Below are 20739 nucleotides of genomic sequence, written 5' to 3'. Positions count from 1 at the left end.
CGCGTTGTGCTGGAACGGGCCCGACCGGGAAATGCCCGGGGCGCCTGGACGGGCACCTCGCGATACCCCGGTCGAAAGGTAGCAGCCGGGCTGCCCGACGACCGGCCGCAAGGGCCCGGGGCCCCGGAGTCGTAGGCTGTTCGCGTGCTCTTGCTCGCTGTAGATACCGCCACGCCCGCCGTCACCGTCGCCCTGCACGACGGCGAGTCCGTCCTCGCCGAGTCGAACCAGGTCGACGCCCGCCGCCACGGGGAGCTGCTGCTGCCCTCCGTCGACAAGGTCCTCGCCGAGGCCGGGCTGAAGCTCGAAGCCGTCACCGGCATCGTCGTCGGCGTCGGCCCCGGCCCCTACACCGGGCTCCGGGTCGGCCTCGTCACCGCCTCCACCTTCGCCTCCGTCCTCGGGGTCCCCGTGCACGGGCTGTGCACCCTCGACGGGCTCGCGTACGCCGCGGGCGCCGCCGGGATCGAAGGCCCCTTCACCGTCGCCACCGACGCGCGGCGCAAGGAGGTCTACTGGGCCCGGTACGAGGACGCGCACACCCGCGTCGGCGAACCCGCCGTCGACCGCCCGGCCGACATCGCCGAGCAGGTCGCGGGCCTGCCCGCGGTCGGGCAGGGCGCGGTGCTGTACCCGGACGTCTTCAAGGACGCGCGGGCCCCCGAGCACCAGTCGGCCGCCGCCCTCGCGGCCCTGGCGGCGCAGCGGCTGGCGGCCGGGGCGGAGTTCCTGCCTCCGACGCCGATGTACCTGCGCCGTCCGGACGCCCAGGTCCCCAAGAACTACAAGGTGGTCACCCCGCAGTGACAGCCTCGACCGTGGTGCTGCGCGAGATGCGCTGGTGGGACATCGACCCGGTGCTGGAACTGGAGCACGGACTCTTCCCCGACGACGCCTGGTCGGCCGGGATGTTCTGGTCCGAGCTCGCCCACGCCCGCGGCCCGCAGGCCACCCGCCACTACGTGGTCGCCGAGGACGGGGCCGGCCGCCTGGTGGGGTACGCCGGGCTGGCCGCCGCCGGCGACCTGGGCGACGTACAGACCATCGCCGTGGCCCGCGAGCAGTGGGGCACCGGGCTCGGCGCCCGGCTGCTCACCGACCTGCTGCGCGCCGCGACCGCCTTCGAATGCGCCGAAGTGCTGCTGGAGGTGCGGGTGGACAACACGCGCGCCCAGAAGCTCTACGAGCGCTTCGGCTTCGAGCCCATCGGCTTCCGGCGCGGCTACTACCAGCCGGGCAACGTCGACGCGGTGGTGATGCGCCTCGCCGACCCCTCGAACTCCCTGAACTCCGCGAATTCCGTAAGAAGTGAGACCCATGGCTGACGAACCGCTCGTCCTCGGCATCGAGACGTCCTGCGACGAGACCGGCGTCGGCGTCGTCCGCGGCACCACCCTGCTGGCGGACGCGATCGCGTCGAGCGTCGACGAGCACGCCCGTTTCGGCGGAGTCGTCCCCGAGGTGGCCTCCCGGGCACACCTGGAGGCGATGGTCCCGACGATCGAGCGGGCCCTGAAGGAGGCCGGGGTCAGCGCCCGCGACCTCGACGGCATCGCGGTCACGGCCGGCCCGGGCCTCGCGGGCGCGCTGCTGGTGGGCGTCTCGGCGGCGAAGGCCTACGCGTACGCGCTGGGCAAGCCGCTGTACGGGGTCAACCACCTGGCCTCGCACATCTGCGTCGACCAGCTGGAGCACGGGCCGCTGCCGGAGCCGACCATGGCCCTGCTGGTCTCCGGCGGGCACTCCTCGCTGCTGCTGGCCCCCGACATCACCTCCGACGTACGCCCCCTCGGCTCGACCATCGACGACGCGGCGGGCGAGGCCTTCGACAAGATCGCCCGCGTGCTCCAGCTGGGCTTCCCCGGCGGCCCGGTCATCGACCGGCTCGCCCGCGAGGGCGACCCCAAGGCGATCAACTTCCCGCGCGGGCTGACGGGGCCGCGCGACGCGGCGTACGACTTCTCCTTCTCCGGGCTCAAGACGGCGGTGGCCCGCTGGATCGAGGCGAAGCGCAACGCGGGCGAGGACGTCCCGGTGCGCGATGTGGCGGCCTCCTTCCAGGAGGCGGTGGTGGACGTGCTGACGCGCAAGGCGATCCGCGCCTGCAAGGACGAGGGCGTCGACCACCTGATGATCGGCGGCGGTGTGGCGGCCAACTCCCGGCTGCGCTCGCTCGCGCAGGAGCGCTGCGACGACGCGGGGATCGTCCTGCGGGTGCCGCGGCCGAAGCTGTGCACCGACAACGGCGCGATGGTGGCGGCGCTGGGCGCGGAGATGGTCAAGCGGAACCGGCCCGCCTCGGACTGGGACCTGTCGGCGGACTCCTCGCTGCCGGTGACGGACCCGCACGTGCCGGGCACCTCCGGCGGACGCGCGCACGGCCACGGCCAAGGGGACGGACACGGCCACGGGCACACCCACGGTCACGGTCACGACCACGACCACGTGCACGAGCTGAGCAAGGACAACCTCTACTCATGAGCACCGTCACGCTGATGTGGGAGGCCCGGGCCGCCGACGGCCGGGGCAACGAGCTGCTCGAATGGGCCCGCTCCCAGGTCCTGGCCCGGGAGCCGGTGCGCCGCGAGGTGTTCCGGGCCCCGCAGGACCGGGTGCTGGTGCTCACCTGGTGGGAGGCCCCCGAGGGGGTGGCGGCGGAGCTGCCCGAACTGCCGGAGCCGGCCGCGGACCTGATCACGCGCGCGGTGCACCGCTGGCGGTTCGAGTCGGTGGAGGTCACGGGCGGCTGAGCCGGGCCGGGGCGGGTCGGGCTCGTGTGGCGACCTTCGCGGCGGCTCCCCTGTGGCGGGCGCCGGGGGCCTCGTGGCGGCCCTTCGGGGCGGGCGTCGCGGCAGGCCTCGCGGCGGCCTTCGCGCGGCCCCGTGGCGGGCCTCGTCCGGCCGTCCAGGATCGCTCCGGCGGTCCTGGAGCGGCCGCCGCTAGGGTCATGCGCATGCCTAGCCGTGACCTGCCGCCTCCGCCGCCGCCCGCGCACCTGCGCGAGTGGCTGGACGAGTCAGTCGTACGGGCCGACCGCGCGCGGTTCCTCGCGGAGCTGGGCCGGCGCAGCCTGGGCCTGGAGCGGCTGCTGCTGCTCTGGGCCGTCGCGGCCGTCTTCGCCCTCGGCTGGTCCTTCGTCGGCATGGCCCTGATGGCCTTCGAGGAGGGCGGGGGCCTCGCGTACGCCCTCGGCCTGGCCTTCGCCGCGCTCGGGACCGGGGTGCTGGTGCCCGCCGCCGGCTGGTTCGCCCGGGGTGCCCGGCTGGACCGGCAGGTACGCCAACTGCTGTGCGCCTGGGCCGACTCCGCCCGCGACCCCGCCGCCGACCGCCGGCTGCGCGCCCCCGGGCGGAGCCTGGGGTGGCTGGTGGCCTCCCTGGGGCTGGGCGTCCTCGGGCTCCGGGTGACCTTCGGGGCCGCGGCGGCGGCCGGTCCGGGCGAGGGCTCGTACGGGGAGGCCGCGTACGCGACGGTCATCTACTACATGGGCCTCGGCCTGATCCTGTGGATCACCGCCCTGCTGGGCCTCGGCAAGGCCGGAGCCCACTACCGCTGGGCGCTGCACACCTTCCGCCCGGCCGGCGGAACGGCCGGTGCGGGGGCGCGGGTTACCGCGGGGGCGCCGGCTACCGCGGGCGCAGCGGCCACCGCGGGGGCTCCGGCTACCGCGGGCGCACCGCCGCGGGCCCACCGATCAGCATCGACGGAGCTCCCGCCACTCGCGTCAGGATGACCGTCGCGGAGTTCGGCCCCTGCGGCTTGACCTTCCTGCGCAGCTCCTCGGGCTCGATCGCGGAGCCCCGCTTCTTCACCGTGAGGATGCCGACCTCCCGCTCGCGCAGCAGGGCCTTGAGCTTCTTGAGGCCGAACGGCAGGACGTCGGTGATCTCGTACGCGGTCGCGTACGGGGTCGCGCGCAGCTCGTCGGCGGTGATGTAGGCGATGGTCGGGTCGATGAGCCGGCCGCCCAGCTGCTCGGCGACCTCCGCCACCAGGTGGGCGCGGATCACGGCACCGTCGGGCTCGTAGAGGTACCGGCCGACGGGCCCCGCCTCCGGATCCGGCAGCGGATCGGCGGTCTCCAGGGCGCGCGGGCCGGGCAGCAGGGTGGCGCGTACGGTGCCGGGAGCCGTCCCGAACCACAGCACGGCCTCCTTCACGTCCCCCTGGTCGGAGATCCACTCCGCCTCGGCCTCCGCCGGCACCGCCTCGTGCGGGATCCCGGGGGCGATCTTGATGGCGGCGTACTTCGCGCCACGGGCCGTCTCCACGGCCCAGGACAGCGGCGGGGAGTAGCTCTCGGGGTCGAAGATCCGCCCGCGCCCGCCGCGCCGGGCCGGGTCGATGAAGACGGCGTCGTACCCCGCGGTGTCCACGCCCGTCACATCGGCTTCCCGGACCTCGATCAGGTCCGCCAGCCCCAGCGCCTCGGCGTTGGCCCGCGCGACGGCGGCCGTCAGGGGGTCGCGGTCCACCGCGAGCACCCGGATGCCGAGCCGGGCCAGGGCCAGGGCGTCCCCGCCGATCCCGCAGCAGAGGTCCGCGACGCTGCGTACGCCCAGGGCGGCGAGCCGCTCGGCGCGGTACGTCGCCACGGACGCGCGGGTGGCCATCTCGCCGCCGCCGGGAGTGAAGTACATCCGGAACGCGTCCTCGGCCCCGAACTTCGCCACGGCCCGCTGGCGCAGCCGGGCCTGCCCGAGCGCGGCCGAGACCAGTCCGGCCGGGTGCTCGCGCCGGAGCCGGGTCGCGACGGCGATCTCCTGGGCGGGGTCGTAGTCCCGGAGCGAGCCGAGGAGGGCGCGGCCTTCGGGGGTGAGCAGTTCGGCGAAGTCTTCGGGGGTCACGTGTCCATTGTCGGCCAGTGTGGGCCACTCGGTGGAAGGTCTGACTCCGGTCGAGGTGTCGCCGGTGACGCGCCGGGCGGTGCTGTAAGGATCCGGCGTTATGCAGCCTGTACGACAAAAAGGAAATAAGACGCAACAAGGTCACCGGTCAGCGGCGCGCCCGCGCGGCCGGTACGCGGTGGCCCTCACCGCGCTGCTGGTCGCCGCCCTGGGCACGGCGTGCAGCTCCACGCAGTCGAGCGCCCCGGCCACCAAGCCCAAGGCGGGCGCCGAAGGCGCCGGCGGCGGACTCGTCAACTCCGCCGAACGCCTCAAGGCCGCCCAGCAGGCGCGGGTCGCGGCGGCGAAGCGGTGGGGCCTGGCCAAGACCCCGCTGACCGCACCGGCGGCGCCGAAGACCAAGCCCGAGATCACCGCCCGGGAGGGCTTCGAGGTCGAGGACCAGGAGAACCTCCCGCCCGTCTTCACCACCGTCCCGACGGAGGAGAAGGTCGTCTTCCTGACGATCGACGACGGGGCCGAGAAGGATCCCGAGTTCCTGAAGATGATGAAGGAACTCAACATTCCGTACACGGCGTTCCTCAGCGACTACCTCGTGCGCGACAACTACCCGTACTTCAAGGAGATGCAGGCGGCGGGCGTCACGCTCAACAACCACACCCTCAACCACCGCTACATGCCGGCGCTCTCGTACGAGAAGCAGCGCGAGGAGATCTGCGGCCAGCAGGACACGATCCAGAAGCAGTTCGGCAAGCGGCCGACGCTCATGCGCCCGCCGTACGGCAACTACAACGAGGACACCCTGCGGGCGGCCAAGTCCTGCGGCATCAAGGCGGTCCCGCTGTGGAACGCCGAGGCCTTCCCCAACCGCATGGACTACCGCGAATGGGACCGGGACCTGCACCCCGGCGACATCATCCTCACGCACTTCCGCGGCAAGGAGGACTGGAAGGGCGGCATGCCGGACATGGTCCGGCACGTCATGAAGACCGTCACGGACAAGGGGTACGCCGTGGGGCGCCTGGAGGACTACCTCTGAGTCTGGGTCCGAGTCCGAGTCCGAGTCCGAGTCTGGGTCTGGGTCCGAGTCCGGGTCCGGGTCCGGGTCCGAGTCCTGTGGTCGGACGACCGGCGCGCGTGCGGAACCCTCCCCCGCGGGGAGCCCGGCTCCGCACGCGGGCGGGGTGGGGGATGGAGGGACGAAGAGGCGAAGGGGCGAAGAGGTCAGGAACGGGTCAGGAGCGGGTCAGGAACGGACTATCCCCATCCGGGTATAGATTCCGAAAGTGCGTATGACTCTCAAACACATTTCCCGCACTGCCCCTTCGCAGAGCGACCGCCACCTCGGCCCGGCCACGCGCCGGTTGCTGGCCGGGACGCTCGCGGTCGGCGCTCTCGCACTCTCCCTGACGGGGTGCGGCAACAGCGTGGAGCCCATCGAACGACTGGGCCGCAACACCAAGCAGGACACGGCGGCGCCGTCGGGCTCCGCGGCCGCGTCCCCCTCGTCCTCCGCGCCCGCGGCCTCGGCCTCGGACGAGTCCTACCGGAAGTGGGGCCTGACGGCCCCGCTCCAGTACGCCCCCAAACCAGGGCAGAAGCCCCAGCTGCCCAAGCCGGCCCCGGGCAAGCCGACGGTGCTGGACCGAATACCCGTGGCGCCCGCCGAGAAGGTCGTCTTCCTGACCTTCGACGACGGCGCGGAGAAGAACCCCGAGTTCCTGAAGATGGCGGCCGACCTCAAGCTGCCGATCAGCATGTTCCTGACGGACAACGTGGCCTCGTCCGACTACGGCCACTTCCAGGCGCTGCGCGACAACGGCAGCGGCAGCACGGTCAACAACCACACCCTGACGCACCCCAACCTCCGGACCCTGCCCTTCGCGGCGCAGAAGAAGGAGATATGCGGCCAGCAGGAGCGCCTGGAGAAGCGATTCGGCGCCAAGCCGACCCTCTTCCGCCCGCCCTTCGGCAACTACAACGACGACACCCTCAAGGCCGCCTCCGAATGCGGCATCTCGACCGTCGTCCTCTGGCGGGCGTCGATGCAGATCAACAACTTCCAGTACGCCGAGGGCTCCGCCCTCAAACCCGGCGACATCATCCTGGCCCACTTCCGCGGCCCGGCGGAGCTCAAGGGCGCGACGGAGATAGAGATGACGACGCGCATGCTCCAGCGCATCCAGGAGCAGGGCTACCGCATAGGCCGCCTGGAGGACTACCTGTAAGGGGTGGGGCGGTGGCTGCGGTGTGCGGGGCCCCGGCGGGCCCGTATCAGGGAGGGTTTGGTGGTTTCCCGTCAGTCTCATCGTCTCTCCGTGGCGTGCCGGTCCCTCAAGGGCGCTCCTCCTTCGTCGTCGCGTCGCTTCGCGATGGCCTTCGGCCACCCTTGACCGACCGCCCCGCCCCGGACATACGAAGACTGCCGGGAACCCCCCAAAAGAACGGCACGGGGCAAGTGACGGAGGAACGGCCCCGTCAGGACGTGCAAGGGGCCGGGCGCAGCCCACTTCCCGGATCCGGGCCCTCAGCGCCCCTTCCGGGACCAGAAGCCTCCCTACCTGCACCAAACCCCGACCAGACCGACCCCGGGACCCCCGCCCGCCCCAGATCGCTACGCGCTTCTCACATCTCAGCGACCGCCCGCCGTCTGAGGCTGGGACGCAGCAGATCGCTACGCGCTTCTCGCATCTCAGCGACCGCCGGCCGTCTGGGGCTGAGACGCAGCAGATCGCTACGCGCTTCTCGCATCTCAGCGACCGCCGGCCGTCTGGGGCTGGTCATGGGCGGGCGAAGGGGTCAGTGGGTCAGTCCAGCGGCAGGGACTGGTGCGCGGCGACGATCGCGTCGATCCGCTGCGCGAGGTCGAAGTCCGCAGCAGTGAGGCGGTGCCCGGCGTCGTGCGTGGTGATGGACGCCCTCAGCTGGTCGATGCGGAGGTCGAGGTCCGCATGGTGCTGGATCCGCCGGGACCGGTCGGCAATGGTCACGATCGCTGCCACTGCGGCGTGATAGCGGATCTCGTATGCGCGGGTGATCTTGTCACCCTGCCGCTCCCAACCAGGCAGGCCGGCCAGGTGCTCGGCGATCTCCTCATCGGACAGCGGCTTCGGTACGCCCATGTCAGCTCCCCTCGCTCATAGGCGCCAGGATCTCGGCAAGTTCCCGGCCCACGGGGGCATCGTGCCACGGGCCCATCGTCCGCTCCAGGGTGGCCAGTTCGCGGCGCATGCGCGCGGAACGGGTCTCGACGGCGATCTCGACAGCCCCGCGAGCAATCTCGACCGCATGATCGGGTTGCCGGGCCGTTGCGGCGGCGATGGCGTGCCGGGTGAGGTACACACCGCGGTCCCTGCGGGCGGTAGGGGGCACGCCTTCGAGCACCTGCGTCCAGAGCGATTCCGCTTCGCGGCCGAGGCCGAGCCTGCCGTAGCAAGTGGCGCGCTGAACCTCCAGGTAGCCCGGGGTCCTACGGCACGCGTTGCCCCACGGCAGGTCGTCGTCTACTCGGCGCAGCAGCCCGCCAGCGGTGTCGATGAGCCGGTCGACGGCGGTACGGTCACCGGTAAGGCTGGCGCCGTGGGCCTGCTGTTGCATCGCCATGATGCGGACCTTGGGGAACAGTCCGTCCGATACGTCGAGGGCCGCCTCGCAAAGGTCGATGACTCCGTATCCGTCGCTCAGATCCGTACGGACCTGTGCCTGGTTCACCAGGCTGTACCCGATGAGCTGGGGGTCGCGGGACCGGACCGCTATTTCCTGCGTGACGCCCCTCCAGAACGTGGCGGCGCCGAGATCGCCCGCGTCCTGGTAGAGCCAGCCGACGAGGGCCGCATACGCGGCGCCGACGCGAAGGAGGCCACGGCGTACTTCGCCCTTGGCTGACCGCACGAGCTTGTCGATCAGTTGGTACTGCGCGCTGACGGTGCCGATCAGATCGTGAGGACCGAGGTACATGTCGGCCCGGTAGTGCCCTTCGAGCTGCTGCTGGAAGTAGTCGATGAGGGCCGGATCCACGTGCTGGGGCCTGGTTGGCCCGGCGACCAGCGCCGCAGCGGTGACGGAGACGAACTGTCTTCTGTTCACGTCTTCCTCTTGTACCTCGGGGCGGATCCAGCCAGCGGGCGTCGTGAAGCCCAGATCCTCGGGCCACCGGCCGAGCGCGTCGTGCAGCACGATCGCGGTCTCCTCAGGTGGCCAGCCCGGGCGCTCGCCCTCCCACCGCCGCCAGGTGCGCGGCGACACCTCGAAGTGCCGATCCTGGAGAAGCTGCTGCCCATGCTCGGAAAGGCGCTTCGCAGCCTGATCCACGGTGCGCCAGCCGATGCGGAGTCTCGCCGCTCGGAGCGCGTCGTTGCGATGGCTCATGGACCCAGCTTGCGGTGTCATCGGGCCCGTCTCCGGCCATGGCCGCAACACGGCCACCCGTGGCCGCGCGATGGCCTGTCTGCCCCTCTGCGTGCCCGCTCATCATCGCCCTATGACGACTGACAGCGCAGACGAACAAACCGAGAGCCGGGTCTCGTTCTGCCGACCCAGCCCCGAGCTGGAAGCCCGTGCGGCTGCCGGGTGGGAGAGGTTCCTGCGCAGTGCAGCCGAGGGAGAGGAGACGTCCGATGACTGAGCGGTACGAATACGTGCCTCATCGGCTCCTGCACCGTCGTGTGCGTGACATTCCGTCCGGAGCCGAAGGTGAGCTGATGGCCGTGGTGAACGAGAACGTCTCGGACACCGGCGTCGAGCGCTGGGTGAAGCTGGCGTACATCCGGGGTGCGTCTGGTCGCGAGTTCACCACGGCGATCGACAACGTCGAGCCCGCCCATGACCAGCCCCAGACGGCGGGCGGTCGCTGAGGTGTGAGGAGCGCGTAGCGATCTGCTGCGTCTCAGCCCCAGACGGCGGGCGGTCGCTGAGATGTGAGAAGCGCGTAGCGATCTGGGGCGGGCGGGGGTCCCGGTGTCGGTCTGGTCGGGGTTTGGTGCAGGTAGGGGCGAACCGTGGCCCCGAAAAGGGGGCTGAGGGGCCGGATCGGGGAGTGGGCTGCGCCCGGCCCCTTGCACGTCCTGACGGGGCCGTTCCTCCGTCACTTGCCCCGTGCCGTTCTTTTGGGGGGTTCCCGGCAGTCTTCGTATGTCCGGGGCGGGGCGGTCGGTCAAGGGTGGCCGAAGGCCATCGCGAAGCGACGCGACGACGAAGGAGGAGCGCCCTTGAGGGACCGGCACGCCACGGAGAGACGATGAGACTGACGGGAAACCACCAAACCCTCCCTGATACGGGCCCGCCGGGGCCCCGCACACCGCAGCCACCGCCCCTCAACCCACCCCCGGCCCCACCCCCGCCCCCACCACAGGGGTGATCGTCGTTTCCGCCGGGCCGTGTGCGTCGGCCTCGCGTTGGCGTTCCGCGCTGTCGCTGATCCGCAGCAGCAGGGCGATCATGATCCAGTTGGCCAGCAGGGACGAGCCGCCCTTCGCCAGGAAGGGGAGGGCCTTGCCCGTCAGGGGGATCAGGCCCGTCACACCGCCCGCGACCACGAAGACCTGGAGCGCCAGCGCCGCCGCGAGGCCCACCGCGAGCAGCTTCCCGAACGGGTCGCGCGCCGCCAGGGCCATCCGCAGGCCCCGCTGCACGAGGAGCGCGTACAGGATCAGCACGGCCATGACCCCGGCCAGGCCGAGCTCCTCGCCGACCGTGGTCAGGATGAAGTCGCTGCGCCCCGCGAACTTGATCAGCTCGGGGTGGCCCATCCCCAGACCGGTGCCCGAGACTCCGCCCGTGCCGAAGCTGAACAGTGCCTGCGCCGACTGGTCCGAGGTGACGCCCGGCGGCCGGTCCTTCCAGTAGTACGACAGCGGGTTCAGCCAGGCGGCCACGCGCGCCTTGACGTGCGGCTCGGTCGAGCCGACGACGAAGGCGCCGGCCGACGCCATCACCAGACCGCACACGATCCAGCTGGTGCGCTCGGTGGCCACGTACAGCATCACCACGAACACACCGAAGAAGATCAGCGACGTGCCCAGGTCGCGCTCGAAGACCAGCACCAGCATGGACACGATCCACACCGTCACGATCGGGCCGAGCTGGCGCATCGGGGGCAGCCGCATCCCCAGGAACCGGCGACCCGTCAGGGAGAGCGAGTCGCGGTGGATGACGAGGTACCCCGCGAAGAACACCGCGATCATGATCTTCACGAACTCGCCGGGCTGGAGCGAAAAGCCGAACAGCACGATCCAGCGCTTCGCGCCGTACGTGTCCGCGCCGAAGAACACCGGCGCGATCAGCAGCACCAGCGCGACGGCCATCGTGATGTAGATGAACCGCTGCAACAGCCTGTGGTCGCGCAGCAGCGCCACCACCAGGAGGCAGGCGGCGATCCCCACCACCGTCCACATCAGCTGGTCGGGGGCGTTGGGGTCCCCGCCGTACCGGTCGATGTAGCTCTGGTCGAGCCGGTGGATGAGCACCAGCCCGAGCCCGGTCAGCAGCATGGCGAGCGGGAAGATCAGCGGATCCGCGTACGCCGCGAACCGGCGGATGCCCAGATGCCCCACCAGGGACAGCAGCGTCATGCTGATCGTGAAGCCGGTGAGGTTCTGCGGTAGCTCGTCGTTCATCGCCAGGCCGGCGCTGACGTGGCCGAAAACCGCGATGCCCACGACGAGGACGAGCAGCAGTGCTTCGGTGCGACGGCGTGCGCCGGCAGCCGTCAGGGGCCTCAGTCCACGCACGGGACGCCGCCGCCGTCGTCGATCTCCGCCGGCCGCGAAGGCGTAGAAGGCGTTGAAGGAGGCGAGGGCGGTGACGACGGCCCCGGCGGGGCAGGCTTGCCGGACGCGCCCGGTGCGGAGGGAGCGGCGCCCGGTGCGCTCGGGCTCGCAGAGGCCTGGGGCCCGATCTGCTCGGCAATGAGGCGCTTTATCTTCATATCATCTACGACGTTGATGCCCCCGTCATGGTTCCTTTGCGAACCCTTCGATGGGGAGTGTCATGAATTGCACTTCTCCGTTTGGCCGCGTCGACGAGTCTCGTCAGCTCCAGCTCCAGCTCCAGCTCCAGCTCCAGCGGCCAGGCCACCGGATCAGGCCACCGGATCAGGCCACCGGATCAGGCCGCCGGAACCGGCGGCACCGGGTCGGACGCCGCGGGCGCCGCGGGCTCCGCGGCCGCCCCGGGCCGGGCCATACGGGCGACCGTGCGGACGCTCCACAGGCCGAAGAAGAGCATGAGCAGGCCGGTGGCGCCCGGGACGAGCGACTTGGTCATGTCGGGGGAGACGACCTGGGTGGCGTCCGGCCCGTCGGCGAGGGCGTCGACCGCGCCGGCGGGGGTCTTGTCCAGGGCGGTGTCGAAGGGGATGTCGGTGAGGGTGAAGGAGCTGTCCCCCGCGGTGAAGGAGCCGCGGCACAGGACCGAGCCGTTGGGCTTGGCCTCGTCGGAGGCGGCGCAGGTGGCCGCGGTGAAGGAGCCCTCGACACCGGTCAGCTGGGTCACCAGCCGCGGTCCGACGAAGTACACCATGACCAGGCTGCCGATGAGGGCGGTGACGGCGGAGAGGGAGCGCTTGATGCCGAAGGCGCGGATCGCGGCGCCCCAGCCTGCCCCCGAGATGTTGTTCATGAGCGGCACCCTAGTGGCCGAAGAACGTCTGTCCGAGAGACAAGTCGGGCGACTTTCCGCAGGCCGGAGGCCGTGCGCCGGCGCTCGGGGCGGAAGGGGCGGAAAGCTGCGGGAAGGTCCGGTCCGGGTGTGGGTGCGGACCCCTGACGGAGCCTCGGCCGTCGGTCCGCCCGGACGCCTCGCCGGAGGCAAATTGGCACTCCGCTTGACCGAGTGCTAATCGCCGGAATAGTCTCGCACCTGGCACTCGCCCCTGGTGAGTGCCAACACAGCGACAGGCAGGTCCGGTACCCGCGACGACGGATCGACCTGGTCGCCACCTCAGACAGTTAACCCCGGATCTCCGAAGGGGGAGGTCGGATCGTGACGACCGCCAGCTCCAAGGTTGCCATCAAGCCGCTCGAGGACCGCATTGTGGTCCAGCCGCTCGACGCCGAGCAGACCACGGCCTCTGGCCTGGTCATCCCGGACACCGCGAAGGAGAAGCCCCAGGAGGGCGTCGTCCTCGCGGTCGGTCCGGGTCGCTTCGAGGACGGCCAGCGTCTCCCGCTGGACGTCAGCGTCGGCGACATCGTGCTGTACAGCAAGTACGGCGGCACCGAAGTGAAGTACAGCGGCGAGGAGTACCTCGTCCTCTCGGCTCGCGACGTGCTCGCGATCGTCGAGAAGTAGGCAGAGAAGCAATTCTCTTCCGCTTCACCAGTTTTGCTTTGAGCTGCGCCCCTGGTCACCCCGCTGATTGCCGGGCGGCGAGGGGCGCAGTTCGTTAAACCCGAGTTTTCGAGAGGGCTGAACCGCTCCCATGGCGAAGATCCTGAAGTTCGACGAGGACGCCCGTCGCGCCCTCGAGCGCGGCGTCAACAAGCTTGCCGACACGGTCAAGGTGACGATCGGCCCCAAGGGCCGCAACGTCGTCATCGACAAGAAGTTCGGCGCCCCCACCATCACCAACGACGGTGTCACCATCGCTCGCGAGGTCGAGCTGGACGACCCGTACGAGAACCTGGGCGCGCAGCTCGTGAAGGAGGTGGCGACCAAGACCAACGACATCGCGGGTGACGGCACCACCACCGCCACCGTGCTGGCCCAGGCGCTGGTCCGCGAGGGTCTGCGCAACGTCGCCGCCGGCGCCTCCCCGGCCGCCCTGAAGAAGGGCATCGACGCCGCCGTCAAGGCCGTGTCCCAGGAGCTCCTGGCGACCGCGCGTCCGATCGAGGACAAGTCCGACATCGCCGCCGTGGCCGCGCTCTCCGCGCAGGACCAGCAGGTCGGCGAGCTCATCGCCGAGGCGATGGACAAGGTCGGCAAGGACGGTGTCATCACCGTCGAGGAGTCCAACACCTTCGGCCTGGAGCTGGAGTTCACCGAGGGCATGGCCTTCGACAAGGGCTACCTCTCGCCGTACATGGTCACCGACCAGGAGCGTATGGAGGCCGTCCTCGACGACCCGTACATCCTGATCAACCAGGGCAAGATCTCCTCGATCCAGGACCTGCTCCCGCTGCTGGAGAAGGTCATCCAGGCCGGCGCCTCGAAGCCGCTGCTGATCATCGCCGAGGACGTCGAGGGCGAGGCGCTCTCCACCCTCGTCGTCAACAAGATCCGCGGCACCTTCAATGCGGTCGCCGTCAAGGCCCCCGGCTTCGGTGACCGCCGCAAGGCGATGCTCCAGGACATGGCCACCCTCACCGGTGCCACCGTCATCTCCGAAGAGGTCGGCCTCAAGCTCGACCAGGCCGGTCTGGACGTACTGGGCTCCGCCCGCCGCGTCACGATCACCAAGGACGACACGGTCATCGTGGACGGTGGCGGCAGCCACGAAGAGGTCCTCGGCCGCGTCAACCAGATCAAGGCCGAGATCGAGTCCACGGACTCGGACTGGGACCGCGAGAAGCTGCAGGAGCGCCTGGCGAAGCTCGCCGGCGGCGTCTGCGTCATCAAGGTCGGCGCCGCCACCGAGGTGGAGCTCAAGGAGAAGAAGCACCGCCTTGAGGACGCCATCTCGGCGACCCGCGCCGCGGTCGAGGAGGGCATCGTCTCCGGCGGTGGCTCCGCGCTCGTCCACGCCGTGAAGGTGCTCGAGGGCAACCTCGGCCTCTCCGGCGACGAGGCCACCGGTGTCTCCGTGGTCCGCCGCGCCGCCGTCGAGCCGCTCCGCTGGATCGCCGAGAACGCCGGCCTCGAGGGCTACGTCATCACGGCGAAGGTTGCCGAGCTCGACAAGGGCCAGGGCTTCAACGCCGCCACCGGCGAGTACGGCGACCTGGTCAAGGCCGGCGTCATCGACCCGGTCAAGGTCACCCGCTCCGCGCTGGAGAACGCCGCTTCCATCGCCTCCCTGCTGCTCACGACCGAGACCCTGGTCGTCGAGAAGCCGGCCGAGGAAGAGGCCGACGCCGGTCACGGCCACGGTCACGGCCACAGCCACTGAGGTCCGGGCCGTCGTATGACGCCCGACGCCTGACGTACGAGAAGGCCCCGGTCACCGCTGCCGAGCGGTGGTGACCGGGGCTTTCCCGCGTCCGGGTGTGCGGCTCGCGGGTGTGCGGCTCGCGGGTGCGGCTCGCCGGTGTACGGGCTACATCATGCCCATCTGCTTCATCAGGCCGGGGGCGTCGTAGTACCACCAGCCTTCCGCCACCTGGGCGTTGTCGAACCGGAAGGTGGTACAACCCGACATGCTGACCTCCTTGCCCGTCGACGCGACCCCCATGAACTCGCCCTTCTGGGTGCCGTTCCAGGTCCAGAGGGTGGTGACGCAGTCGCCCTCGGCGATCTGGCGGTGCAGGTCGAAGGAGAAGTCGAAGGCGGCGCGCCACATGCCTATCGTCCGCTTCATGCCCTCCCTGCCGTCGCCGGCGCCGCCCGCCTCGATGATGTCGTGGTTGACGTAGTCGGCCGCGAGGCACTCCTCGACGATCCCGAAGTCGCCCTTCTCCGCGATCTCCTCGAAGACCCGGTTCGCGACGAGCTTGTTGAGGTACTCGTCCCGGACCACGTCCAGGTTCATGAACTTGGGCATTCCCTCGCAGAGGGCCACCATCTCCTGGAACATCCTGTCCGTCTCCGGGAGCTGAGAGTTCCTCATGGCCTCTTCGTACGAGGGGAATTCGACGAGGTCCACGAAGTGCGTCTTCGAGTCGCGGTCCTTGCCGATCATCGTGTGGGTGACCGTCCGCCGGCCGCTGGCCTGCTCCGCCCAGCGGTCGATGAGCGCGTTCATCTCGTCGAACCGCGTGGTTTCGTAATCGATTACTTGTACGAATGTCATCGCGTCGCCTCCCGCGCTGGATGGGACACGTCCAGTTTAGGGAGATTTCACCCATTTAGCGGGTTTACCCGTGGGTCACAAGGTCGCACGGTCACAAGGGTTACTGGGGACCGTACTTGCGCCCCGTACGGGAGGACACGCCACCCAGCAGCCCGCGCGGCGCCAGCTTCACCACGCTCATCAGCGCCTTGTACCGCGGGTCCGGGATCGAGACGGCCTTGCCGCGCGCCAGGTCGGCCAGCGCCGCCGCGACCAGCTTGTCGGCGTCCAGCCACAGCCACCCCGGGATGTTGTCCGTGCCCATGCCCGCCCGCTGGTGGAACTCGGTCCGCACGAAACCCGGGCACAGCGCCATCAGCCGCACCCCGGACCCCGCGAGGTCCCGCGCCGCGCCCTGGGTGAACTGCACGACCCAGGCCTTGCTCGCCCCGTACGTGCCGCGCGGCACGAAGGCGGCCACCGAGGCCACGTTGATCACGCCGCCGCGGCCGCGCGAGCGCATCGACTCCGTGGCGGCCGCGGTCAGCCGCAGCACCGCCTCGATGTGCACCTTCAGCATGGTCAGCTCGTCGGCCATGGAGACCTCGAGGAAGCGGCCCTTGTTCCCGAAGCCCGCGTTGTTGACCAGCAGGTCCACCGGGTGCGTACGGTCGCCGAGGCGGGCCTCGACCGCCGCGATACCCGTGTCCGTCGAGAGGTCGGCGGTCAGCACCTCGGCCTCGATGCCATGCCGGTCGTGCAGCTCGGTGGCCTGCTCGGCCAGCCGCTTGCTGTCCCGGGCGACCAGCACCAGGTTGTGGCCCTGGGCGGCGAGCCGCCGGGCGAAGGCGGCGCCGATGCCCGCCGTGGATCCAGTGATCAACGCAGTCGTCATAGGCGCAACCTAGCCGCCTCCCGCCGACCGTCGTGCTGCCGCAGGTACTTGCGTACGGTTTCGTGCGCTTCCGGCTCCATCGCGTCGCCCGCGGCCAGGGTGCGCGGCAGGAGCGAGCGGTCGGTGGTGAAGGCGCGGAACCACAGCTCCACCGTCACGTCGTGGTCGGGGCGGCGCAGGACGTCGACGGGGTCGCCGGGGGAGACCGAGCCCTCCTCGATCACCCGCAGGTACGCGCCCGGCCGGGCCTCCCGGGTGAACCGCCTGACCCATCCGCGTTCGCCGAGGGCCCCCTGGAAGGTCCGGCACGGGATGCGGGCCGAGGCCACCTCCAGCACGAGGTCCGGGCCGACCCGCCAGCGCTCGCCGAGCCGCGCCGCGTTCAGGTCGAGGCCGGAGGTGGTGAGGTTCTCGCCGAAGAGCCCGCCGGCCAGCGGGCGGCCCAGCTCGCCCTCCCACCAGTCGAGGTCCTCGCGGGCGTACGCGTACACGGCCTGGTGGTCGCCGCCGTGGTGGCGCAGGTCGCAGACGTCGTCCCCCTCCACCCCGCTCGCGGCGGTGCCCTTGGGGCCCGGGGCGAAGACCCGTACCGGGCCGGGGACGGGGCGCTTGCCGATGCCGGTCCGCCCGCCCTTCGCGTCGGTGTACTCGGCGGCCGTCGCGCGGCCGACGTTCACGGAGACGAGGTGCATCGGACCACGCTAGCCGAACGCCCCCAAAGGGGTCGAGCGGAATTCGCGCTGCGGTAAAAGGTGGGCTTATGCTCGAAGGGTGATCGAGGCACGTCATCTCCGGGTTCTGCGCGCCGTCGCCGGGACCGGGTCCTTCTCCGCCGCAGCCCGCGAGCTCGGCTGCACCCAGCCGGCCGTCTCCCAGCAGATGAAGGCGCTGGAGCAGTCGGCGGGCACCCCGCTGCTGATCCGGACGGGCCGCGAGATGCGGCTGACCCAGGCCGGCGAGGCCCTGGTGCGGCATGCCGCCGGGATCCTGGCCGGGCTGACCGCGGCCGAGGAGGAGGTCGCGGCCATCGCCGGGCTGCGCGCGGGCCGGGTCCGGCTCGTCTCCTTCCCCAGCGGCAGCTCCACCCTGGTGCCGACCGCGCTCGCGGCGATGCGCGCCGAGCACCCCGGCACCCGGATCTCCCTGGTCGAGGCCGAGCCGCCGCGCTCGGTCGAGATGCTGCGCGAGGGGGACTGCGACGTGGCGCTGGCCTTCCGCTACGGGGCCTCGGCCGGGCCGGCCGCGGAGTGGGAGGACCTGGTGGTCCGGCCGCTGCTGACCGACCGGCTCGTGGGGCTGGTCCCCGAGGGTCACCGGCTGGCCGGCGCGGAGCGGGTGGGCATGGCGGAGCTGGCCGGGGAGCCCTGGATCGCGGGATGCCCGCGCTGTCGGCGCCATCTGGTGGAGGTGTGCGAGGACGCGGGCTTCACCCCGCGCATCGACTTCGCCACCGACGACTACCCGGCCGTGGTGGGCCTGGTGGGCGCGGGGCTGGGCGTCGCGGTGCTGCCGGAGCTCGCGGTGGAGTCCGTACGCGCCAAGGGCGTGAGCACGCTGGCCGTGGAGCCGGTCGTGGAGCGGGAGGTCGTGGCACTGACCCTGCCCGACCTCGCGCGGGTCCCCGCGGTGGCGGCGACCCTCGCCCAGCTGGAACGCGCCGCGACACGCTGACGGCCGGACTCGAAAGGGTGACGCTCGGCGGGCAGCTGCCGTACGGGGCGCCGCGCGCCCGGGGGTCGGCCGGTTCGGGCCGCCACGCGCTTGACCGTACGGCGGTACGGCCGAGCGGGTGACGGTCCGGGCCCGGACGGTCTGTGGCGCGCGGACGCGTGCCCCGGATTCGAGGAAACGTTCCTTCGGGCGTTTCGTACGAACCGGCTAGTGCGGCGTGATCGGGCCGATCACGGTCGACGCGGGGATCAGGCGATGGCGGGCGCGGCCCATCAGTTCCTCACGCTCGTCCTCGGTGAGGCCGCCCCACACCCCGTAGGGCTCGCGGACGGCGAGTGCGTGCGCTGCGCATTCCGAACGCACCGGGCAGCGCATGCAGACCTCTTTAGCCGAGGCCTCGCGCGCGCTCCTGGCCGCACCCCGCTCGCCTTCCGGGTGGAAGAAGAGGGAGCTGTCGACCCCGCGGCAGGCAGCCAGCAGCTGCCAGTCCCAGAGGTCGGCGTTCGGTCCGGGGAGCCGGGAGAAATCTGCCATTGGTAGTCCTCTTGGTGCCGGTACTGAGGCGGTTACGGTCCAAGTCTCCACACCTACTGTCGTAGTAGATGTAAATATGACTCATTGGGAATCTAGCCTCAGACACATGCCAAACGGAAGGAAAGCCGCCAAATAGGGCATAGCTCCAGATGGAGGACAGACCGTCAGCGCCTCCTGTGCCGTGATCGCTTCCTCACGTAGAGTGCCGAAGGTGTCCGTCCGACCCGTAACTCTTTCGAGTGACCATCGTTGAGAGTGCGAAGGCGGTTGAACCAAGAAGTTCTCGGACAGGTGTCCGGGGGCATCGACCGCACAGGTGACGATACGTACCAGCCTGGAGGCTCAAGGTGACGCGCATCAGCAGCTGCGGAGGGCGGTCATGACATCCGTCCTCGTCTGCGACGACTCCCCGCTTGCCCGAGAGGCGCTCCGTCGCGCGGTTGCCACCGTGCCCGGCGTCGAGCGTGTGACGACGGCTGCCAACGGCGAGGAAGTCCTCCGCCGCTGGGGTGCCGACCGCTCCGATCTGATTCTGATGGATGTACGGATGCCCGGCCTGGGCGGTGTCGAGACGGTCCGTCGGCTGCTCTCGGCCGACCCGGGTGCCCGCATCATCATGCTGACGGTCGCCGAGGACCTGGACGGCGTGGCCCTCGCGGTCGCCGCCGGAGCCCGCGGCTACCTGCACAAGGACGCCTCGCGCGCCGAGCTGCGGGCCACGGTCACCCAGGCCCTGGCCGACCCGACCTGGCGACTGGCCCCGCGCCGGCTCCGCTCGGCCGAGATGGGCGCCGCGCCCACGCTCACCGCGCGCGAGATCCAGGTGCTGGAGGGCATGAGCCACGGCCGGTCCAACGCGGAGATCGGGCGCGAGCTCTTCCTCTCCGAGGACACGGTCAAGACGCACGCCCGCCGGCTGTTCAAGAAGCTGGGCGCCTCGGACCGGGCGCACGCCGTGGCGCTCGGGTTCCGCTGGGGCCTGGTCCGCTGACCGCGGACCGCCAGAGTGTCCCGCCCGGACCCGGTGTGAAACCGGGGATTGGCGGGGCACAATCCGGGGGACGTGTCGCTTCGTGCGCGATGCCGCATCCTTGAGGGTGTGCCGCATTCTCGAAGATGTGGCCTAGGGGACCATTCGGGCCGAGCGGAGGGGAGGGCGCAGACGATGAGTTCCGGCGCACCCGCTCATAACGCTTCGATGCACAACAAGGACCACGGTGCCGCGAATGCACCCGCGCCAAGGCACCATGGATTGATGCGCGACGACGAGGCCGTGGGGTCACCCGCGACCACAGGGCCCACGGGCGCCGCCAAAGGCGGCGGAGCCGGGGCCGTCAGCGCGCTCGTACGCCGTGCGGTGGAGGGGGACGAGCAGGCCACGCACGATCTGCTGGCCTTCGTGCACCCCCTCGCCATCCGCTACTGCCGCACCAGACTGTCGCGCCTCCCCGGTGACGCTCGTCACTTCGTGGAGGACCTGGCGCAGGAGGTCTGCGTCGCCGTCCTGATGGCGCTGCCACGCTACCGGGACACCGGACGCCCCTTCGAGGCGTTCGTCTTCGCCATCGCCGCGCACAAGGTCGCCGACCTCCAGCGGGCCGCCATGCGGCACCCGGGGAGCACGGCCGTGCCGTCGGACGAGATGCCGGAGCGGCCCGACGACTCGCTGGGCCCGGAGGAGCGGGCGCTGCTCAGCAGCGACGCCGCCTGGGCCAAGAAACTGCTGGCCAACCTGCCGGAGAACCAGCGCGAGCTCCTCGTACTGCGGGTGGCCGTCGGGCTGACCGCCGAGGAGACCGGGCAGATGCTCGGCATGTCGCCCGGGGCGGTGCGAGTGGCCCAGCACCGGGCGCTCAGCCGGCTCCGCGCGCTCGCGGAACAGTAGGCCGACCGTGGCCGCCGACCGTGGATCAATAGTAGGAACA

General features: G+C 71.0%; 22 protein-coding genes. 13 read left to right on the top strand and 9 right to left on the bottom strand.

The features are described from left to right. Nucleotides 1-144: 144 nt before the first annotated feature. The 5 genes from tsaB to ACZ4TG_RS27995 all read left to right on the top strand — a co-directional run bounded on the left by tsaB (nucleotide 145) and on the right by ACZ4TG_RS27995 (nucleotide 3733). Nucleotides 145-807, top strand: a complete 663-nt coding sequence (gene tsaB, locus ACZ4TG_RS28015) for a tRNA (adenosine(37)-N6)-threonylcarbamoyltransferase complex dimerization subunit type 1 TsaB (RefSeq protein WP_468167594.1) — start codon at nucleotides 145-147, stop codon at nucleotides 805-807. Next, nucleotides 804-1325, top strand: a complete 522-nt coding sequence (gene rimI / locus ACZ4TG_RS28010; protein ID WP_468167592.1) for a ribosomal protein S18-alanine N-acetyltransferase — start codon at nucleotides 804-806, stop codon at nucleotides 1323-1325. The genes tsaB and rimI overlap by 4 nt, the downstream gene beginning before the upstream one ends. Then, nucleotides 1318-2481, top strand: a complete 1164-nt coding sequence (gene tsaD / locus ACZ4TG_RS28005; protein WP_468167590.1) for a tRNA (adenosine(37)-N6)-threonylcarbamoyltransferase complex transferase subunit TsaD — start codon at nucleotides 1318-1320, stop codon at nucleotides 2479-2481. The genes rimI and tsaD overlap by 8 nt, the downstream gene beginning before the upstream one ends. Further along, nucleotides 2478-2750 (top strand): hypothetical protein, encoded by a 273-nt coding sequence (locus ACZ4TG_RS28000; RefSeq protein ID WP_468167588.1) that lies wholly within the window; start codon nucleotides 2478-2480, stop codon nucleotides 2748-2750. The genes tsaD and ACZ4TG_RS28000 overlap by 4 nt, the downstream gene beginning before the upstream one ends. Before the next feature lie 203 nt (nucleotides 2751-2953). Then, nucleotides 2954-3733, top strand: a complete 780-nt coding sequence (locus ACZ4TG_RS27995; RefSeq protein WP_468167586.1) for a hypothetical protein — start codon at nucleotides 2954-2956, stop codon at nucleotides 3731-3733. Here ACZ4TG_RS27995 and ACZ4TG_RS27990 read toward each other — a convergent pair. Beyond that, nucleotides 3663-4847, bottom strand: a complete 1185-nt coding sequence (locus ACZ4TG_RS27990; protein ID WP_468167584.1) for a class I SAM-dependent methyltransferase — start codon at nucleotides 4845-4847, stop codon at nucleotides 3663-3665. The genes ACZ4TG_RS27995 and ACZ4TG_RS27990 overlap by 71 nt on opposite strands. Before the next feature lie 178 nt (nucleotides 4848-5025). Between ACZ4TG_RS27990 and ACZ4TG_RS27985 the strand changes: the two genes are divergently transcribed. Further along, on the top strand, nucleotides 5026-5886 hold the full coding sequence (locus ACZ4TG_RS27985; protein WP_468167582.1) for a polysaccharide deacetylase family protein: 861 nt from the start codon (nucleotides 5026-5028) through the stop codon (nucleotides 5884-5886). A 325-nt stretch (nucleotides 5887-6211) separates the two neighbouring features. Further along, nucleotides 6212-7075 (top strand): polysaccharide deacetylase family protein, encoded by an 864-nt coding sequence (locus ACZ4TG_RS27980; protein WP_468167740.1) that lies wholly within the window; start codon nucleotides 6212-6214, stop codon nucleotides 7073-7075. A gap of 579 nt (nucleotides 7076-7654) precedes the next feature. On the opposite strand, the gene ACZ4TG_RS27975 is transcribed toward ACZ4TG_RS27980, so the two are convergent. Both ACZ4TG_RS27975 and ACZ4TG_RS27970 read right to left on the bottom strand, forming a co-directional pair. Beyond that, nucleotides 7655-7969 (bottom strand): 4a-hydroxytetrahydrobiopterin dehydratase, encoded by a 315-nt coding sequence (locus ACZ4TG_RS27975; protein ID WP_468167580.1) that lies wholly within the window; start codon nucleotides 7967-7969, stop codon nucleotides 7655-7657. Between the two features lies 1 nt (nucleotide 7970). After that, complete coding sequence (locus ACZ4TG_RS27970; RefSeq protein ID WP_468167578.1) at nucleotides 7971-9215, bottom strand: Twin-arginine translocation pathway signal; 1245 nt, start codon at nucleotides 9213-9215, stop codon at nucleotides 7971-7973. Nucleotides 9216-9463: 248 nt separating this feature from the next. Here ACZ4TG_RS27970 and ACZ4TG_RS27965 point away from each other — a divergent pair, with 248 nt between their 5' ends. Continuing rightward, complete coding sequence (locus ACZ4TG_RS27965) at nucleotides 9464-9700, top strand: hypothetical protein (protein ID WP_468167576.1); 237 nt, start codon at nucleotides 9464-9466, stop codon at nucleotides 9698-9700. Nucleotides 9701-10159: 459 nt separating this feature from the next. On the opposite strand, the gene ACZ4TG_RS27960 is transcribed toward ACZ4TG_RS27965, so the two are convergent. Both ACZ4TG_RS27960 and ACZ4TG_RS27955 read right to left on the bottom strand, forming a co-directional pair. After that, the gene (locus ACZ4TG_RS27960) at nucleotides 10160-11575 is read right to left on the bottom strand and encodes an FtsW/RodA/SpoVE family cell cycle protein (protein ID WP_468167574.1); all 1416 of its coding nucleotides are present in this window, start codon (nucleotides 11573-11575) and stop codon (nucleotides 10160-10162) included. A 376-nt stretch (nucleotides 11576-11951) separates the two neighbouring features. Further along, a complete protein-coding gene (locus tag ACZ4TG_RS27955) occupies nucleotides 11952-12464 on the bottom strand; it encodes a hypothetical protein (RefSeq protein ID WP_468167572.1) in 513 nt (170 codons plus the stop codon). A 363-nt stretch (nucleotides 12465-12827) separates the two neighbouring features. On the opposite strand from ACZ4TG_RS27955, the gene groES reads away from it, so the two are divergent. After that, nucleotides 12828-13136 (top strand): co-chaperone GroES, encoded by a 309-nt coding sequence (gene groES / locus ACZ4TG_RS27950; RefSeq protein ID WP_030230757.1) that lies wholly within the window; start codon nucleotides 12828-12830, stop codon nucleotides 13134-13136. A gap of 130 nt (nucleotides 13137-13266) precedes the next feature. Further along, complete coding sequence (gene groL / locus ACZ4TG_RS27945) at nucleotides 13267-14895, top strand: chaperonin GroEL (RefSeq protein WP_468167570.1); 1629 nt, start codon at nucleotides 13267-13269, stop codon at nucleotides 14893-14895. Between the two features lie 147 nt (nucleotides 14896-15042). On the opposite strand, the gene ACZ4TG_RS27940 is transcribed toward groL, so the two are convergent. The 3 genes from ACZ4TG_RS27940 to ACZ4TG_RS27930 all read right to left on the bottom strand — a co-directional run bounded on the left by ACZ4TG_RS27940 (nucleotide 15043) and on the right by ACZ4TG_RS27930 (nucleotide 17301). Continuing rightward, nucleotides 15043-15735, bottom strand: coding sequence for an ester cyclase (locus ACZ4TG_RS27940; RefSeq protein ID WP_468167568.1), 693 nt, complete (start codon nucleotides 15733-15735; stop codon nucleotides 15043-15045). Nucleotides 15736-15835: 100 nt separating this feature from the next. Continuing rightward, nucleotides 15836-16609, bottom strand: a complete 774-nt coding sequence (locus tag ACZ4TG_RS27935; RefSeq protein ID WP_468167566.1) for an SDR family NAD(P)-dependent oxidoreductase — start codon at nucleotides 16607-16609, stop codon at nucleotides 15836-15838. Continuing rightward, entirely contained in the window at nucleotides 16606-17301 is a 696-nt protein-coding gene (locus ACZ4TG_RS27930) for an MOSC domain-containing protein (RefSeq protein WP_468167564.1), read from the bottom strand. Before ACZ4TG_RS27930 ends, ACZ4TG_RS27935 begins: the two co-directional genes overlap by 4 nt. Before the next feature lie 79 nt (nucleotides 17302-17380). Between ACZ4TG_RS27930 and ACZ4TG_RS27925 the strand changes: the two genes are divergently transcribed. Next, nucleotides 17381-18280, top strand: a complete 900-nt coding sequence (locus ACZ4TG_RS27925) for a LysR family transcriptional regulator (RefSeq protein ID WP_468167562.1) — start codon at nucleotides 17381-17383, stop codon at nucleotides 18278-18280. Nucleotides 18281-18487: 207 nt separating this feature from the next. Here the strand turns inward: ACZ4TG_RS27925 and ACZ4TG_RS27920 are convergent, their stop codons facing one another. Further along, complete coding sequence (locus ACZ4TG_RS27920) at nucleotides 18488-18814, bottom strand: WhiB family transcriptional regulator (RefSeq protein ID WP_468167560.1); 327 nt, start codon at nucleotides 18812-18814, stop codon at nucleotides 18488-18490. Nucleotides 18815-19193: 379 nt separating this feature from the next. On the opposite strand from ACZ4TG_RS27920, the gene ACZ4TG_RS27915 reads away from it, so the two are divergent. After that, nucleotides 19194-19805, top strand: a complete 612-nt coding sequence (locus tag ACZ4TG_RS27915) for a response regulator transcription factor (RefSeq protein WP_003948568.1) — start codon at nucleotides 19194-19196, stop codon at nucleotides 19803-19805. A gap of 264 nt (nucleotides 19806-20069) precedes the next feature. Further along, nucleotides 20070-20699 (top strand): sigma-70 family RNA polymerase sigma factor, encoded by a 630-nt coding sequence (locus ACZ4TG_RS27910; RefSeq protein WP_468167558.1) that lies wholly within the window; start codon nucleotides 20070-20072, stop codon nucleotides 20697-20699. The last annotated feature ends 40 nt before the right edge of the window (nucleotides 20700-20739 follow it).

The sequence above is a fragment of the Streptomyces sp. NPDC028314 genome (genome assembly GCF_055565795.1).
Note: the sequence above shows the minus strand (reverse complement) of the source record. Positions and strands in the feature narration are given on the sequence as shown.